Raw genomic sequence first — 14,306 nt, 5'->3', positions numbered from 1 at the left:
GTGGTTCTCCTGTCGATGACTGCAAGTCACCACGAGCTGGACATGTCCACCCTCGAGCTCCTCTCCACCGGAGCCGCGTCGGTCGGGCGGACGGCCGTCGAGACCTGCGAAGCGATCACCGGTGCCGTCGTCGTCGCGACGTGCAACCGGTTCGAGGTGTACCTGGACGTCGACTCGCCCGTGGACGGGCGGGGCGTGCAGCACGCGTCGCACGAGGTCGCGCGGCTCGTCGCCGCGGCGTCGGGAGTCGCGGAGGACGTGGCGGTCGGGGCGTTCTCGACCCGCACCGGGCCCGACGTCGCCGCTCACCTCTTCGAGGTCGCGGCCGGCCTGGACTCGATGGTCGTGGGCGAGCGAGAGATCGCCGGGCAGGTCAAGCGCGCGCTCGAGGAGGCCCGCGAGGGCGGTGCGACGTCGTCCACGCTCGAGCTCCTGTTCCAGACCGCGTCCCGGACCTCCAAGAAGATCAGCAACGAGACGACGCTCGGTGGCAACGGCCGGTCGGTCGTGTCCCTGGGGCTCGACCTCGCGAGCGCCGAGCTCCCGCCCTGGCGCCAGGTCCGCACGGTGCTCATCGGGACGGGCTCGTACGCCGGCGCGTCGCTCGCCGCGCTGCGGGCGCGGGGCTGCGAGGACGTGCGCGTGTACTCGGGGTCGGGTCGCGCCGAGCAGTTCGCGGCCGACCGGGGCGCCGTCGCGGTGACGGATCTGGTGGCGGCTCTCGAGGACGCCGACCTCGTGGTCTCGTGCAGCGGGGCGCGGGGACGAGTGGTCGCCGACGCGGGCGGCCGTGAGGCTGGGCGTGGTGGTCCGGGTGCCGGTGCCGGTGCGCCGAGGGGGACCGGGCCGGGCGCCGATGGTGACGCCGTGCGCGCCGAGGGTGACGCGCTGGGCCACGTGCTCGACGCCGCCGCGCTCGTCCGTGCCCGGTCCCGCGCCGCGGAGGCCGCGGGCGACGAGGCGCCGCACCGACCCATGGTGGTCCTCGACCTGGCGCTGCACCGCGACGTCGACCCGCGCGTCGCGGACGTCGACGGCGTCCTGCTCTACGACCTGGCCTCCCTCAAGGCGCACTCACCCGCGCTCGGGTCGCTCGTCGTCGGGCAGGCACGGCGGATCGTGGACCGTGCCACGCGGGACTTCGAGGAGACGCGCCTGGGGCGCGCGGCCGACACGGCCGTCATGGAGCTGCTCGACGACGCCGACCGGCGGATCGCGGCCGAGGTCGCCGAGCGCGTGGCCGAGCGCCGCGCCGCGGGGACCGAGGTCGACGACGCCGAGACCGAGGCGCTCACGCGCTCGGTCCGTCGCCGCGTGCACGCCGACCTGCACGACGCGATCGTCGCGGCCCGGTCGTCGGCCCTCGCGTCGGCCCAGGCAGAGGCCTCGGCCGTGGTGGCCGACGCCGAGGAAGCGCTCCGCAGTGCTGGGACCAACGGGCTCGACGTCGAGGCGTGCGCGGGGCGCTGACCCGGTCCGGCTCTCTGCGCCGAGCACGAGGTTGCGGTCGTTCTCGTGCGGTTCTCGACCGCAACCTCGTGTTCGACCGATCGCAACCCCGTGCTCGACCGAGTGACGGTCCGCGTCAGGCCGCGAGCACTCCTGTCGCCGCCAGCCGCTCCAGGACGATCCGGCCCGCGGGCGGGACACGGTGCGCGTCGTTCGCCGTGACCCACGTGAGCTCACGGACCTCGGCACGAGGCGCCGGCTCGGGGGACCCGGGCAACAGGTCGGCGTAGAGGCAGTGCATCCGCACGAGCCGCCCGTCGAGCCCGTGGCCGGGCGCCTCGGCGACGAGGCCGGACCTCACCGTGGCAGGGTCGAGCAGCACGCCGAGCTCCTCCTCGATCTCCCGGACCAGGGCCTGCTCGTCGCTCTCACCGGGGTCGAGCTTGCCGCCCGGCATGAAGAACAGGTCGTTGTCCCGGCTGCGGACGACGAGCAGCCGCCCGTCCACGACGTGGATCCAGCCGACGGTCTTCAGGGGTGCGAGGGGAGAGGGGGAGGTCACGGAGAACATCCTGTCATCCGGTGCGTCACCGTCGGCGGGCGGGTCGGTCACCGTCGGCGGTCCGGTCCGTGGGAGCGGATGCGCCGGAAACTCGCCGATAGTTCCGTTTCAGAACGAAAGTCGATACTGTGCCGATCGCGGTCGAGGGCCTCAGGGCGTCGGCCGCGACGACGACAGGTCACGCGCGGCTCCGTCCGCCCGATCGGACGGAGAGCTCGATGGGATTCATCAAGGCCTTTGCTGGTGCCCTCGGCGGCACGCTCGCGGACCAGTGGAAGGACTTCCTGACCCCGCCCACGAACCTGGCGCCGACCGCGGCGCTCTTCCCGGCGGTCGCGCAGGGGCAGAACGCGGGGCGCGGGTCCAACACCAAGGGCTCGGCGAACATCATCACGAACGGCAGCCGGTTCGTCGTTCCCGAGGGCTACGGGCTCCTGACGTTCCAGGACGGCGCGCTCACGGGCTTCGTGGCCGAGCCGGGTGGCTACCTGTTCACGTCCGACGACCAGAACTCCCAGTCGATCTTCGCCGACAACGGCTTCCTGAGCCCGCTCATCAAGACCACGTGGGAACGCTTCAAGTTCGGCGGGCAACCCGGGTCGCAGCAGCTCGGGTTCTACGTGAACCTCAAGGAGCTGCCGAACAACCGGTTCGGTACGCAGTCGGAGATCTACTGGGACGACGCGTACCTCGGCGCCCAGGTGGGTGCCGTGACGCGTGGCACCTACACGCTGCGCATCGTCGACCCGATCCTCTTCGTCAAGCAGTTCGTGCCGCTGACCTACCTCGGTACGGGCGCGAAGGTGTTCGACTTCTCCGACCTCGACAACGACGCCGCGAGCCAGCTCTTCACCGAGGTCGTCGGGTCGCTCGCGGCAGCGTTCTCGAGCTACACCAACGACCCGGACAAGGGGAACCGGATCACCCGGATCCAGAGCGACTCGGTCGGGTTCGCGCAGTCGTTGGCGGGCGCGGTCGAGGAGGGGTACCAGTGGACGTCCTACCGCGGTCTGTCGATCGTCAAGGTCGCGCTCGCGGCGATCGAGTACGACGAGGACACCAGGGCGCTGCTGAGCGACGTCAAGAAGGCTGACGCGCTCGCAGGTGCTCGCGGGAACTCGTTCCTCCAGCAGGCTGCCGCGCGCGGCATCCAGGCTGCGGGAGAGAACCCAGGAGGAGCCGGGGGCGGCGCGAACATGGCGATCCTCGGCATGGGGATGAACGCCGCGGGCGGCGCGATGGCCGGGCTCCAGCAGCCCGTCGTCCCGCTCCAGCAGGTTCCCGTGCAGAGTGCACCGGCTGCCGCCGCACCCGTAGCACCCGCCGCGCCCCCGGCTTCTCCGGCAGCCGAGGACCCGGTCGCGAAGCTCACGCACCTCAAGGCCATGCTCGATCAGGGACTCATCACTCAGGCGGACTACGACACCGCCAAGGCCAAGGTCCTCGGGTTCTGAGGCGCCGACGATGACTGTCCACGAGCCGGAGGCGGCCGTCCCGTCGTCGGCCCCGCCTGCCTCCCCGCAGGAGGGGTCACCGCCGCCCGTCGGGACACGGGACGGCGGGCCGGCCATCGTCCGTACCGACGTCGGGGCCAGCGACGGTCTCGTCAAGTGCTCACGGTGCGGGGCGACCGAGATCTCGCTCAACGTCGCGACCGGGAACCTGCGCTGCGGGTTCTGCCGGTACGAGTGGGCTGCTGCCGGGACGATCGCGGACCTCGGCCTCGACGGCGACATCGGCGCGCTGCGCGGCGTCGTCGTCGGGTCCGGCACCGCCGCGATCGTGCCGGGGACCGACGAGGTCCTCACGTTCCGGTGCTCGGCGTGCGGTGCGGACGTCGTCGTCGACACCGCGCACGGCACCCAGGCGCGCTGCCACTGGTGCCGCAACACGTTGTCGGTCAACCAGCAGGTCCCCAACGGCGCGGTGCCCGACGTCGTGCTGCCGTTCCGCCTGGCCAAGGACGAAGCGATCACGCGCATCCGGGAGTTCGTCGGCAAGCGTCGCTTCTACGCCCACCCGACGTTCCGGGCCGAGTTCGTCCCGGAGAGCGTGGTCGGGGTCTACATGCCGTACCTCGTCGCGGACCTCAACACCAAGGCCCGGTTGTCCGGGCAGGGCGAGCGCCTCGTGCGGTCCTACACCGTCAAGGTGAAGGGGGCCGACGGCGAGGAGCGCGACGAGCGGCGCTACGACGCCGACGTCTACGACGTCGTGCGCGAGTTCGACCTGCACGTCGACGACCTGACGCTCGAGTCCTCCGCGGACCGACGGGACCACGGCGCGAGCTCGCGGACGAACAACGTCATCAACACGATCCTGCCGTTCGACGTCGAGAACGCAGTCCGCTACGACTCCAACTTCCTCTCGGGGTTCACCGCGGAGCGGCGCGACACCGACATCGACGACGTGCGCGAGCCCGCGTTCGCTCAGGCCAAGGAGATCGCCCGGTTCCGGGCGCTCGACATGATCGAGGCCTACGACCGCGGTCTCCGGTGGGACCACCAGCAGCTCGAGGTCGTGGGCCAGCGCTGGGTCGCCGCCTACCTGCCCGTGTGGCTGTACTCGTACCACGAGGTCCGCAAGAACGGGGGCTCGGTCCTGCACTACGTCGCGGTCAACGGGCGGACGGGCGAGACCATGGGCTCCGTCCCGGTCAACCGCCGCCGCCTGCTCGCGGTGTCCCTCGTCGTCGAGGCCGTCGCGGCCGTGGCGGCCCTCCTCGTCATGATCGGGACCTGATGCACCTGATCGCCCTGGACGCGCTCACCGTGGCGGCCGAGTCCTCGTCCGGCGAGGAGGGGGCCCTTCGGCTCGTCGTCGTGGGTCTGCTGCTGCTCGCCGGGCCGCTCTTCTACTGGTTGACCTGGCGCCGGTACCGCAACGCGGGCGAGCGTCACGACCACCGGAGGGACACGCGCTCCGAGGTGCGGGCGGTGCGCGGGTCGGACGTCCACGTGCGCCGGCTCGTCGGCCGGACGAACAGCAGGATGTCGGGCGCGAACCACCGGTCGTAGAGGGCGCGAGGGCTCCCGCCCGGCGGGCCGTCCGGTCGCCCTTCGCGTCCCCCGCTACCGTGGGCGGATGCGACTCGGAGTGCTCGACATCGGTTCCAACACCGTCCACATGCTCGTCGTGGACGCGGTGCGTGGCGCCCGGCCGGACCCGGCGGCGTCGGGCCGTTCGGTCGTCCGTCTCATGCGCTACCTCCAGCCCGACGGCTCGATCTCGGCCGAGGGCGTCGACGCCCTGCTCGAGGCGGCCGACCGGGCGGCGGCGCTGGCCCGCGAGTACGAGGTCGACGAGTCGCTCGCGCTCGCGACGTCCGCGCTGCGCGAGGCGACCAACGGCCCCGAGGTGCTCGCGGCGATCGAGGAGCGTGTCGGGGTCCCGATCGAGGTCCTCTCGGGTCCCGAGGAGGCGCGGCTGACGTTCCTCGCGGCGAGGCGCTGGCACGGGTGGGCGTCGGGCCGGCTCATGGTCCTGGACATCGGTGGTGGTTCGCTCGAGATCGCCTCGGGCCTCGACGAGGAGCCCGACGTCGCGGTCTCGGTCCCCCTGGGTGCCGGGCGGATGACGATCGAGCACCTCCCGGACGACCCGCCCACGGCCCACCAGGTCGCGGCGCTGCGCACGCACGTGCGCGGGGTGCTCGCCGAGGCCCTCGGCGAGATCAAGGCGCTGCCGCGTCCCGACCACGTGGTCGCGACCTCCAAGACGTTCCGGTCGCTCGCGCGGCTCGCGGGCATGAAGGTCGCGGTCGTGGGTCCGGAGGAGCGCTGGCGCATGGAGCGCTCGCAGCTGTCCGACTGGGTGCCGCGACTCGCGCGCATCCCCGCCACGGGTCGGACCGAGCTGCCGGGGATCACGGCCGAGCGGACGTACCAGATCGTCGCGGGCGGCGTGGTCGCGGAGGAGACCATGAAGGCTCTGCGAGTCGCGGAGGTCGAGATCTGCCCGTGGGCGCTGCGCGAAGGCGCGATCCTGCGCCGGCTCGACCAGATCTGACGGCCCGCGCCGGGCCTCGCAGCACCCCGTTCGGTCCCATGTGAAGCGTCTACCGGGCCTCCGCACATGGTGCTATCTTGTCTCGCATGGTACCTAGCGAGGACATGATCCTCACGAACCTCCGGCGAGGGGCGATCGAGTACTGCGTGCTCGCGCTCCTGGCCGACGACGAGTGGTACGGCCTGGACATCGCCCGCCGTCTCTCCACGGACGGGGTGCTCCTGAGCGGTGAGGGCACGCTCTATCCGCTCCTCGCGCGGCTGCGCAGGGGCGGGCTCGTGGAGACGCACTGGCGCGAGTCCGACGCCGGACCACCTCGGCGCTACTACGCCCTGACCCCTGAGGGGCGCGCAGCCCTCGAGACCTTCGCCCGCACCTGGGCGCCCTTCCGCGACGCCGTCGACTCGACCCTGGGGAGCCACCGATGAACCGCACGAACGACGCGATCAGCGCGTACCTGGACGACCTCGCGCGGATGCTCGCGCACGTCGATCCCGCCGAGCGGGCCGACGTCCTGGGTGGGGTGCGCGAGCACATCGATGCGAGCCTCGCCGAGCTGGGGCACGAGCCCAGCGAGCAGGAGGTCGCGGCGGTCCTCGCGTCGCTCGGCGCCCCGGAGGACGTGGCGCGAGCGGCGTCGGGTGCGCTCAGGGATCCCCTGCCCGACGGCGGAGCCTCCTCTCGTCCCGCCCTCACCGGTGCGTGGGTCGCCCCGGTCGTGTTCGCCCTCGCCCTCGTGGGCATCGTCGGGGCACCGTTGCTCCTCCCGGGCGTCCTGTGGCTCGTCGCAGCGGTCCTGCTCGGTGCCTCGCCGCTCTGGACCACGAACGAGAAGATCTGGGGCATCGTCTCGGGCTTCGGGGCGGGGGCCGCGTGGCTCGGGCTCACGGGCATGATGCTGCTGCCGTCCGCGAGCTGCGCGTCGGTCGGCTCCCTGTCCGCCGCGGGCCCCTCGGCCGTGGGCGCGATCACGGCCGAGGGGTCGGACGGCGGTTTCCACGCGCCGACGAGCGGGGACTTCACGACCACGTGCGACGCCGCGGGTGCGAACGTCGGCGGGCTGGTCCTGACGGTCCTGCTCGGGGCGATCGTCCTGGCGGCGCTCGTCTACCAGGTGGTCCTCCTGCGCCGGGGGCTCGCGCGATCGGCCGCTGGTCCGACCGCCGACGCCTGAGCCGCCCCCGACCGCCTCGCCGCGGACGCGCCCCGACGGGACGTGTCCGCGCGAGGCGGGCGGCGCCGTCGGGCACGAGATGGCCCGGGCCGACGCGGGCGTCCGACGCCGCGCCAGCCCCGGCGTCAGACGCCCAGGACCGCCTCCACGTCGCCCGCTGCGATCGCGTCGAGGAGAGCCTGGTGGTCCAGGGCGTTCTGGTCGGCGTAGCGGCGGGCGAACTCGGTGAACGAGTGGTCCGCGACGTCGCCCTTGCCGAGGTACGCGCTGATCGCGAGGGCGTCGCCCGAACGGGCGTGCCCGCGCGCGAGGACCCACGCGCACATCTGCGCGTAGGCGGCCATCGCGACCGGGAGCATGGTCTCGAGGTCCGCCGAGACCTTCCAGTCCCAGAGCTGGCGGAAGTAGTAGTCGTGGGGGCGGTCGTCGGCGCCGTGCACGGTGTTCCAGCCGAGCAGGGCGTCGCTCGTGGCCTGCAGGAGGCGCTGCCCCTCGACCACGCGGCGCCCGTTCTCGGGGTACGGGCTGGCCGACGTGTAGGGCTCGAGGACCGACGGCTCGGCCTCCTTGACCTGGAGGAACAGGGGATCGTCGTTGTCCCGGCCGACGAGCAGCGCGACCCAGCAGCGCGTGCCGACGCTCCCGACCCCGACCACGCGCCGAGCCAGGTCGACGAGGCGGTAGCGCTCGAGCAGGATGCGCCGGGCGCCCGTGAGCGAGTCGCCGTAGGCCGCGAGGGCCGTGGTCACGACACCGAGGAGGCGAGCCTGCTCGGCGTCGTCGAAGAGGTCGCGCACCGGGACGAGCAGGGGCGGGTCGCTCAGGAACCGCAGCTCGCCGTCGTCGTGCAGCGTGGTGAGCCGACGCCGGGCCTTCTGCCGGTCCTTGGTCCGCGCCTTGCGCAGCGCCTTGCGGAGGTTGTCCATGACGCCAGGAGGGACCGACCCGTTCCACCGTTCGACGATCTCGTCGCCGCGGAGCTGCACGTGCCACAGGTCGAGGTGGCCCAGGTCGGCGAACGTGCGGAGAGTCTGGCGGTACCCGCGCGCCGCGGCGAGCGTGATCCGCTCGCGCTCCTGGTGGGACATGCCGCGGTGGCGTCCCGCGATCTCGAGGCTCGCGACGAGCCGCTGGAGGTCCCACTCGAAGGGGCCGCGGTGCGTCTCGTCGAAGTCGTTGATGTCGAAGACCAGCGAGCGCTCGGGGGACGCGAACCCGCCGAAGTTCGCGAGGTGCGCGTCGCCGCAGAGCTGGACGGTCAGGTCCGTGCGCGGCCCGGTGCCGAGGTCGGCCGCCATGACTGCGGCCGCCCCCCGGTAGAACGAGAAGGGGGTGGCGGCCATGCGTCCCATGCGGAGCGGGACGAGCGACGCGACCCGGCTCGCGTTCTGGGCCTGGAGGATCGCGACGGGGTCGCGACGGTCGGTCGCCGGCGTCCACGCGGCGGTCGAGCGACGGGGGAGGAGCGTGCGGGCCGCGCGTCCCTGCTCCTTGCGGTGCTCGGGCGAGGGCGTCCCGCGCAACGGCGCGCGGTCGGGGGGCTGGTCCGTGGTCTGGGGCATCGTCGCTCCTCGGGTCCGTGGGCGTGACGGCGCCCTCGCTCATCATGGCGCGCGCGGTCACCCAGGGCGCGGTGGAGCATCAGCCTCGGCGGACATTCCCGGCACCTTCGGCTGACCTGTCACCGGAAGCGCTCCCAGCTCTCTTTCTGGGGTAGCGCTGCTCCGCGCTCCCCACCTTGTCCGAGAGGGAAACGCCCATGACCACCCACGAGATCACGCAGGACGTCGTCCTCGACGCCCTCACGCAGGCCGTGACCGGCCGCGTCCTGCCCGGCAACGCCGCCGAGGCCCGGCTCTCGGGCATGAACGTCGCCGTCGAGCACCGTCCCGACTACGTCGTCCACGCCACGTCCACCGCCGACGTCCAGGCGACCGTGCGCGTCGCCAAGACGTTCGGGCTGCCCGTCGCGGTCTTCAGCACGGGCCACGGGTTCGTGCGCGGGATCGACGGTGGCATCGCGCTCACGACCGCGGGCCTGACGGGCGTCGAGGTCGACGAGCCCGCGCGCACCGCGCGCGTCGCCGCCGGCTCCCGCTGGAGGGACGTGCTCGACGCCGTCACGCCCCTCGGGCTCGCCGCCGTCACCGGGTCGTCGCCCGACGTGGGAGTCGTCGGCTTCCTGCTGGGCGGCGGGATGAGCCCGCTCGCCCGGGAGGTCGGCTTCGGCTCGAACTACCTCCTCGCAGCCGACGTCGTGACGGGGGACGGCGACCTCCTCCATGTCGACGCCGACCACCACCCCGAGGTCCTGCGCGCCCTGCGCGGCGGCAAGTGGGGCCTGGGGATCATCACGTCCGTGACGATCAGGCTCCTGCCCCTCGCGACCATCACCGGAGGGAGCTTCTTCGCGGTCGGGGACGACGCCGCGACCATGTTCCGCGCCTACGCCGACTGGGTCGCGACCGCCCCCGCCGACATCACGACCTCGGTCGCGCTGCTGCGGCTGCCCCCGCTCGAGTTCCTGCCCGAGCCCCTGCGAGGTCAGTACGTCGCGAACGTCAGGGTCGCCTCGACCCGCCCCCTCGCGGAGGTGGCCGAGGCGATCGCCCCGTTGCGCGACGCGGCCCCGATCATCCTGGACTCGATCGGCGAGATGCCGTACGCCGCGATCGGAGCGGTCCACCAGGACCCGACCGACCCCATGCCCGTGCTCGACGGCTCGACCCTGCTGCACACGTTCGAGCCGCAGACCGCGGAGGCGCTGCTCGCCGTCGCCGGGCCGCAGTCGACCGCACCGCTGATGATGGCCGAGATCCGCCACCTGGGCGGGGCGCTCGGCGACGGCGCGCACGGTCCCGACAGCGTGACCGGCCGCGACGCCGCGTTCTCGCTCTTCGTGATCGGGGTTCCCGTCCCCGAGCTCTTCGAGACGGCCGTGCCGGCCGCGATCCGCGGGCTGCTCGAGGCCGTGCAGCCGTGGTCGCTCGGTCGTACCCAGGCGAATCTCGCCGGGGCGGTGAGCGAGGCCGCCATGATCGACCTGTGGTCGCCCGCCGACCAGGCGCACCTCGCGACCGTGCGTCGCGACCTGGACCCTGACGGCCGGTTCCTCATGCCCGCGTGAGGGCCCGGCGCCGTCGTCCCGCCCCGACGCTCGAGGCGAGACGACGGGAGGGGCGCGGCGCCGTCGGGCCGTGCAGCCCGGCGGTGGTGCCCCGACCTACTTGGCCGGCGTGATGGTCCCGGGGAACTGCTTGAGGTCCCCGCCGCCGCCCGAGCCCTGGTTGATGGAGAAGAGCATCTCGACGAGCGAACCGTCGGAGCGCGGACCACGAGCCAGGCTCGCGGCGTAGTCGAACGTGCTCACGGGCTTGCCGTCGTAGTCGAGGGCCAGGGCGGAGACCTGGTTGACCCCGATGCTGTCCTTGCTGTACTCGACCGCGTTGGCGTGGAGGGTCGCCATCTGGCGCTCGGTGAGCGTGAGCCGGAGCACGTCACCCTCCTTGACCGTGCCACCCGCGTCGAGGCCCGAGAACTCGCTCTGGTTGAAGAGCTGGGTCGACATCTGGTCGGCCTCGACCGTGTACGTGTAGGTGCGACCTGCGGTGTTCTCGGTCCCGTCCGGGTTGAAGGCCTGCGAGAAGAACGTGTCGCTGCGCCCCCCGTAGCTGAGCTTGGTCTGCTGGTCCGCCGACCCGTCCGGGTAAGTCGTGACCACGGCCGAGCCCGAGTTCTCGCCGAGGTCCCACGACGCGCCGCCCACGGGCGTCTCGACGTCGAGCGACGTCGTGGACTTGTAGTCGATCTTCTCGATCGTCGTGAGCCCCGAGATACCCGTCGACGCGTCCTGCGGGATCTCGCCCGTCAGGAGGTAGGTGTCGTACGCGGCCCGGCCCTCGGGCGTCGAGAGGTCGAGCTCGGCGCTGCGCAGCGACGCGCCGTCGAGCGAGGTCGTGTTGCCCAGCAGGACCTTGACGGCCTCGAAGTCGACGCCGAGCCCGCCGTAGTTGCTCAGCGCGTCCGTGGGACCGGACGTGATGCGCACGGTGTCGTCACCGGTCTTCTCGATCACGCTGCTCACCCCGGCGGACTCCTCGATGCCCGACTTCATGGCGATGTGGCGGAACGAGGCCTCGAGCTCGGTGCCCGTGTAGCTCCCGCTGTCCATGGTGATGGTCGAGCCGTTCGGCATGGTCGAGGGGTCGAACGGGTTGACCGCACCCGGGTCGGTGATCTTGGCGCCGTCGGGCACCTTGACCGCGTACTCGGAGGTCACGCCCGTGGTGTAGCTGCCGCTGACGCCGTTGCCGCCCTTGTCGAAACCGCCCTCGACGCCCACCGAGACGTCGGACTTGGTCGTCCAGGTCGTGAACCCGTCCTCGCTCTTCTCGCCCGACGTGAGCTCGGCACCACCGGTCAGGCCGAACGTCACCTTGGAGCCGTTCGTGGTCTGGAACCAGTTCTCGAGCGTGCCCGAGCCGGAGACCGTGGTCTCCCCGGTGGTCGGGTCGTACGTCACGCCCCCCGAGACCGACCCGCCGCTGCCCTCGGTCGCGGGCGAACCGAGCGAGCCGTTGTCCGTCCCCGACTCCTGGGTCCCCTTGACGGTGACGGTCGGGCCGCCGGGGGACTCGGCGTCGTCGATCCCTGAGGAGGAGCCTGCGCCGGCGCCGCTTCCGGAGCCACCGCCGGGCCCACCCGACCCGGAACCGCCGGCCGAGCCGCCGGCGCCGCCCGACCCGCCGCCGCCTGACGACCCGGTGTCCGCCGCGCTCGTGCTCTCCTGGTCGTCGGCGTTGCGCCGAAGGGTCGTCGCCGCGTCGCGCAAGGACTGGGCGGTCTGCGTCAGCAGGGGCTCGAGCCGGCCGTCCCACTGGCCGCGCTCCTGGTCTGCATCGGGTCCGTACCAGGGCACCGAGTGGAACGAGCCGCGGACCTTCGAGCGCGCCTGGTCGAGGACGCCGGCCCCGCCGTCGAGGCTCGTGGCGAGGTCGCGCAGTGCTGCGACGTCGGCGCCGTACATGACCACGGGCGAACCTCTTTCAACCGGCAGGGAGTCCTGGACGAGGACACGCTACGTGACCGCGCCGGATCGCGACATGGGGAGGAGTCCCCAGGTGGGGCCCCGACGCAGGTCAGCCGACGACGCGCACGCTCCCGGGCAGCCGTCCGTCGTCGCTGATCCTCGACAGGTGGTCGAGGACCGCGCTGTTGTCGGTCGTCTGCCCCAGGAGGCCGCCGACGACGGCGTCGTAGGGCTTGCGGGTGGGGTCCTGGCCGTACGCCCCGTCCATGACGATCGAGGCGAGCGGGTCGTTCATGTCGACGACCTGGGTGGCGCCGTTGTAGCCCGTCATGAGCTTGCCGAAGGCCTGGTCCGCCAGGGCGCGCTCGTCGTGGCCGTCGAGCGTGATCTGCAGCGTCTGGCCGGCTTCTGCGCGGCCCCCGGCGGCGTCGAGGTACCCGTTGTTGATGATCCCCGCGGTGTCCTTGTCGAGGTCGATCGACACCGTGAGACGTGAGGCGGACAGGTCCTCGACCCCGTTCGCGTCCATCGCACGCTCGTACTCCATGCGTCGCGAGTCGTCGTCGAACGCCACCTGCCCGGACCACGAGACCGAGCCGTCGGGTCGGGTCACCGCGACGCTGTCACCGACCGACGCGACGTGCTCCTTCGACATCTCGTGACCGAACAGGGTGAGCTCCGCGGTCGATCCGCTCGTCCCGTTCCAGCGGGCGACCAGGGCCGACTCGGAGACGCCCGGACCGTCCTGCGACGGGAGCTCACCGCCCGCGAGGTAGCGCGCGTAGGCAGCGGACCCCTCGGGGGTCGAGACGTCGAGCACCGCGGTCTGCATCGCGCCGGTCTCGTGGGAGCCGGTGCTGCCCACCATGGCCTTGAGGACGTCGAGGTCGAGCCCCACGGCCCCCGAGCGGTCGAGGCTGCTCGTCGGGCCCGTCGTGACGCGGACGTGGTTCTCGTCCAGCCGCTCGACCGCCTTGCTCATCCCCTCCGAGGTCCCGATCGACTCCTCGTAGGCGAAGATCTCGAACGAGCCCGCGAAGTCGGAGCTCGTGAAGTTCTTGCTGTCGAGCGTCACGCTGCCGCCGACCGGGATGCTCCGGGGGTCGGTCGGGGAGACGCCGCGCGGATCGAACGCGGGATCGCCGGCGACGGCGTCGGGGACCGTGGTCTCGAAGGCCATCTCGTACCCGTTCCCGTAGGAGACCGAGGCGCCGACGTGCTCGATCTCGGCCCCGCCGGAGACCGTGAGCGACCCCTTCTGGGAGCCGGCGTAGGTCGTGAAGCCGTCCGCGGAGTGCATCGTCCGGGTGATCTCGGCCGCCGCTGACGCGCCGAACTCGAGAGTCGCGCCCTTGACCGCGAGCGCCGACGAGAGACCGCCGCCCGCGCCGACGGTCGTCGTGCCCGTCTCGGGGTCGTACGACGCGTCGAACGAGCCGCTCGTGGTGTTGGTGATCGTGGCGGGTGTCCTGATCGACCCGTCGGGGTTGCGGACGGCGTCGTCCTGCGCGTTCTCGCCTTCCAGCGAGAACGAGAAGCCGGGCCGGCCGGGCGCGGACCCCTGCGCCGACCCGGTCGTCGGCGTGGTCGGCGCGGTCGAGCCTGGGCGCCCGCTCGAGGTGCCATCCCCGTCGGCGCTGCTCGTGCGCTCCTGGTCGTCGGCGTTGGCGCGCAGGCGCCGTGCCGCCTCGCGGAGCGAGGTCGACGTCCTGGTGAGCGCGGGTTCGAGCTGGTGCTGCCAGTCGGCCCGGTACTTCTCGGCACCAGGGCCGTGCCACGGGACGGATCCCAGCTTGCCGCGGAGGCCCGTCCGCGAGCCGTCGAGCTCTTCGGCCCCGGCGTCGAACGTGGTGGCTAGGTCACGGAGTGCAGCGACATCTGCGCCGTAGAACGTCAAGATCTTCCCCCTGGTCGAGATCGCTGCACCGCGCAGCGGCATCATCCTAGGGGTCGGGCGTCGTGGCCCCGGCAGCGCTGCCTCGCCACCGGTGTCGTGCCGAGAAGTGAGCAGGTGCCCCTGATCCGACGGGATGCCGGGGACCCGCCGCCCAGAAGGCGCGGGGGGGCCCGGCGGGGGGCGGGCC

Annotated in this window: 12 protein-coding genes; 8 read left to right on the top strand and 4 right to left on the bottom strand. The window is 72.5% G+C overall.

What is annotated here, in order from left to right; genetic code table 11:
* Window positions 1-1,470 carry a glutamyl-tRNA reductase gene (locus ACIPWA_RS09265; protein WP_400289617.1) on the top strand — a complete coding sequence of 490 codons (1,470 nt, stop codon included), beginning with the start codon at window positions 1-3 and terminating at the stop codon, window positions 1,468-1,470.
* 115 nt (window positions 1,471-1,585) lie between these two features.
* Here the strand turns inward: ACIPWA_RS09265 and ACIPWA_RS09260 are convergent, their stop codons facing one another.
* On the bottom strand, window positions 1,586-2,011 hold the full coding sequence (locus ACIPWA_RS09260; protein WP_400289615.1) for an NUDIX hydrolase: 426 nt from the start codon (window positions 2,009-2,011) through the stop codon (window positions 1,586-1,588).
* 218 nt (window positions 2,012-2,229) lie between these two features.
* Between ACIPWA_RS09260 and ACIPWA_RS09255 the strand changes: the two genes are divergently transcribed.
* The 6 genes from ACIPWA_RS09255 to ACIPWA_RS09230 all read left to right on the top strand — a co-directional run bounded on the left by ACIPWA_RS09255 (window position 2,230) and on the right by ACIPWA_RS09230 (window position 7,193).
* Window positions 2,230-3,465, top strand: coding sequence for an SPFH domain-containing protein (locus ACIPWA_RS09255; protein ID WP_400289614.1), 1,236 nt, complete (start codon window positions 2,230-2,232; stop codon window positions 3,463-3,465).
* Between the two features lie 10 nt (window positions 3,466-3,475).
* A complete protein-coding gene (locus ACIPWA_RS09250) occupies window positions 3,476-4,753 on the top strand; it encodes a TFIIB-type zinc ribbon-containing protein (RefSeq protein WP_400289612.1) in 1,278 nt (425 codons plus the stop codon).
* Window positions 4,753-5,028 (top strand): hypothetical protein, encoded by a 276-nt coding sequence (locus ACIPWA_RS09245; RefSeq protein WP_400289610.1) that lies wholly within the window; start codon window positions 4,753-4,755, stop codon window positions 5,026-5,028. Before ACIPWA_RS09250 ends, ACIPWA_RS09245 begins: the two co-directional genes overlap by 1 nt.
* Before the next feature lie 67 nt (window positions 5,029-5,095).
* Window positions 5,096-6,019 carry a Ppx/GppA family phosphatase gene (locus tag ACIPWA_RS09240; protein WP_400289608.1) on the top strand — a complete coding sequence of 308 codons (924 nt, stop codon included), beginning with the start codon at window positions 5,096-5,098 and terminating at the stop codon, window positions 6,017-6,019.
* Window positions 6,020-6,105: 86 nt separating this feature from the next.
* On the top strand, window positions 6,106-6,447 hold the full coding sequence (locus ACIPWA_RS09235; RefSeq protein ID WP_056644531.1) for a PadR family transcriptional regulator: 342 nt from the start codon (window positions 6,106-6,108) through the stop codon (window positions 6,445-6,447).
* Window positions 6,444-7,193, top strand: a complete 750-nt coding sequence (locus ACIPWA_RS09230) for an HAAS signaling domain-containing protein (RefSeq protein ID WP_400289606.1) — start codon at window positions 6,444-6,446, stop codon at window positions 7,191-7,193. Before ACIPWA_RS09235 ends, ACIPWA_RS09230 begins: the two co-directional genes overlap by 4 nt.
* 125 nt (window positions 7,194-7,318) lie before the next feature.
* Here the strand turns inward: ACIPWA_RS09230 and ACIPWA_RS09225 are convergent, their stop codons facing one another.
* Entirely contained in the window at window positions 7,319-8,755 is a 1,437-nt protein-coding gene (locus ACIPWA_RS09225; protein WP_400289604.1) for a DUF2252 domain-containing protein, read from the bottom strand.
* A gap of 197 nt (window positions 8,756-8,952) precedes the next feature.
* On the opposite strand from ACIPWA_RS09225, the gene ACIPWA_RS09220 reads away from it, so the two are divergent.
* A complete protein-coding gene (locus tag ACIPWA_RS09220; RefSeq protein WP_400289602.1) occupies window positions 8,953-10,320 on the top strand; it encodes an FAD-binding oxidoreductase in 1,368 nt (455 codons plus the stop codon).
* A 96-nt stretch (window positions 10,321-10,416) separates the two neighbouring features.
* On the opposite strand, the gene ACIPWA_RS09215 is transcribed toward ACIPWA_RS09220, so the two are convergent.
* Window positions 10,417-12,225 (bottom strand): hypothetical protein, encoded by a 1,809-nt coding sequence (locus ACIPWA_RS09215; RefSeq protein WP_400289599.1) that lies wholly within the window; start codon window positions 12,223-12,225, stop codon window positions 10,417-10,419.
* 106 nt (window positions 12,226-12,331) lie between these two features.
* Window positions 12,332-14,119 (bottom strand): hypothetical protein, encoded by a 1,788-nt coding sequence (locus ACIPWA_RS09210; RefSeq protein WP_400289597.1) that lies wholly within the window; start codon window positions 14,117-14,119, stop codon window positions 12,332-12,334.
* Window positions 14,120-14,306: the final 187 nt, after the last annotated feature.

This window comes from Oerskovia enterophila (assembly GCF_044748475.1).
Taxonomy (GTDB): Bacteria; Actinomycetota; Actinomycetes; order Actinomycetales; family Cellulomonadaceae; genus Oerskovia; species Oerskovia enterophila.
This window is presented reverse-complemented; position numbering and strand designations above follow the sequence as displayed.

What these genes read in the sequence shown, in the direction of transcription:
- ACIPWA_RS09255 (WP_400289614.1), top strand. Translation starts at nt 2,230, where the DNA reads ATGGGATTCATCAAGGCCTTTGCTGGTGCCCTCGGCGGCACGCTCGCG.
- ACIPWA_RS09250 (WP_400289612.1), top strand. Translation starts at nt 3,476, where the DNA reads ATGACTGTCCACGAGCCGGAGGCGGCCGTCCCGTCGTCGGCCCCGCCT.
- ACIPWA_RS09245 (WP_400289610.1), top strand. Translation starts at nt 4,753, where the DNA reads ATGCACCTGATCGCCCTGGACGCGCTCACCGTGGCGGCCGAGTCCTCG.
- ACIPWA_RS09240 (WP_400289608.1), top strand. Translation starts at nt 5,096, where the DNA reads ATGCGACTCGGAGTGCTCGACATCGGTTCCAACACCGTCCACATGCTC.
- ACIPWA_RS09235 (WP_056644531.1), top strand. Translation starts at nt 6,106, where the DNA reads ATGGTACCTAGCGAGGACATGATCCTCACGAACCTCCGGCGAGGGGCG.
- ACIPWA_RS09230 (WP_400289606.1), top strand. Translation starts at nt 6,444, where the DNA reads ATGAACCGCACGAACGACGCGATCAGCGCGTACCTGGACGACCTCGCG.
- ACIPWA_RS09225 (WP_400289604.1), bottom strand. Translation starts at nt 8,755, where the DNA reads ATGCCCCAGACCACGGACCAGCCCCCCGACCGCGCGCCGTTGCGCGGG.
- ACIPWA_RS09220 (WP_400289602.1), top strand. Translation starts at nt 8,953, where the DNA reads ATGACCACCCACGAGATCACGCAGGACGTCGTCCTCGACGCCCTCACG.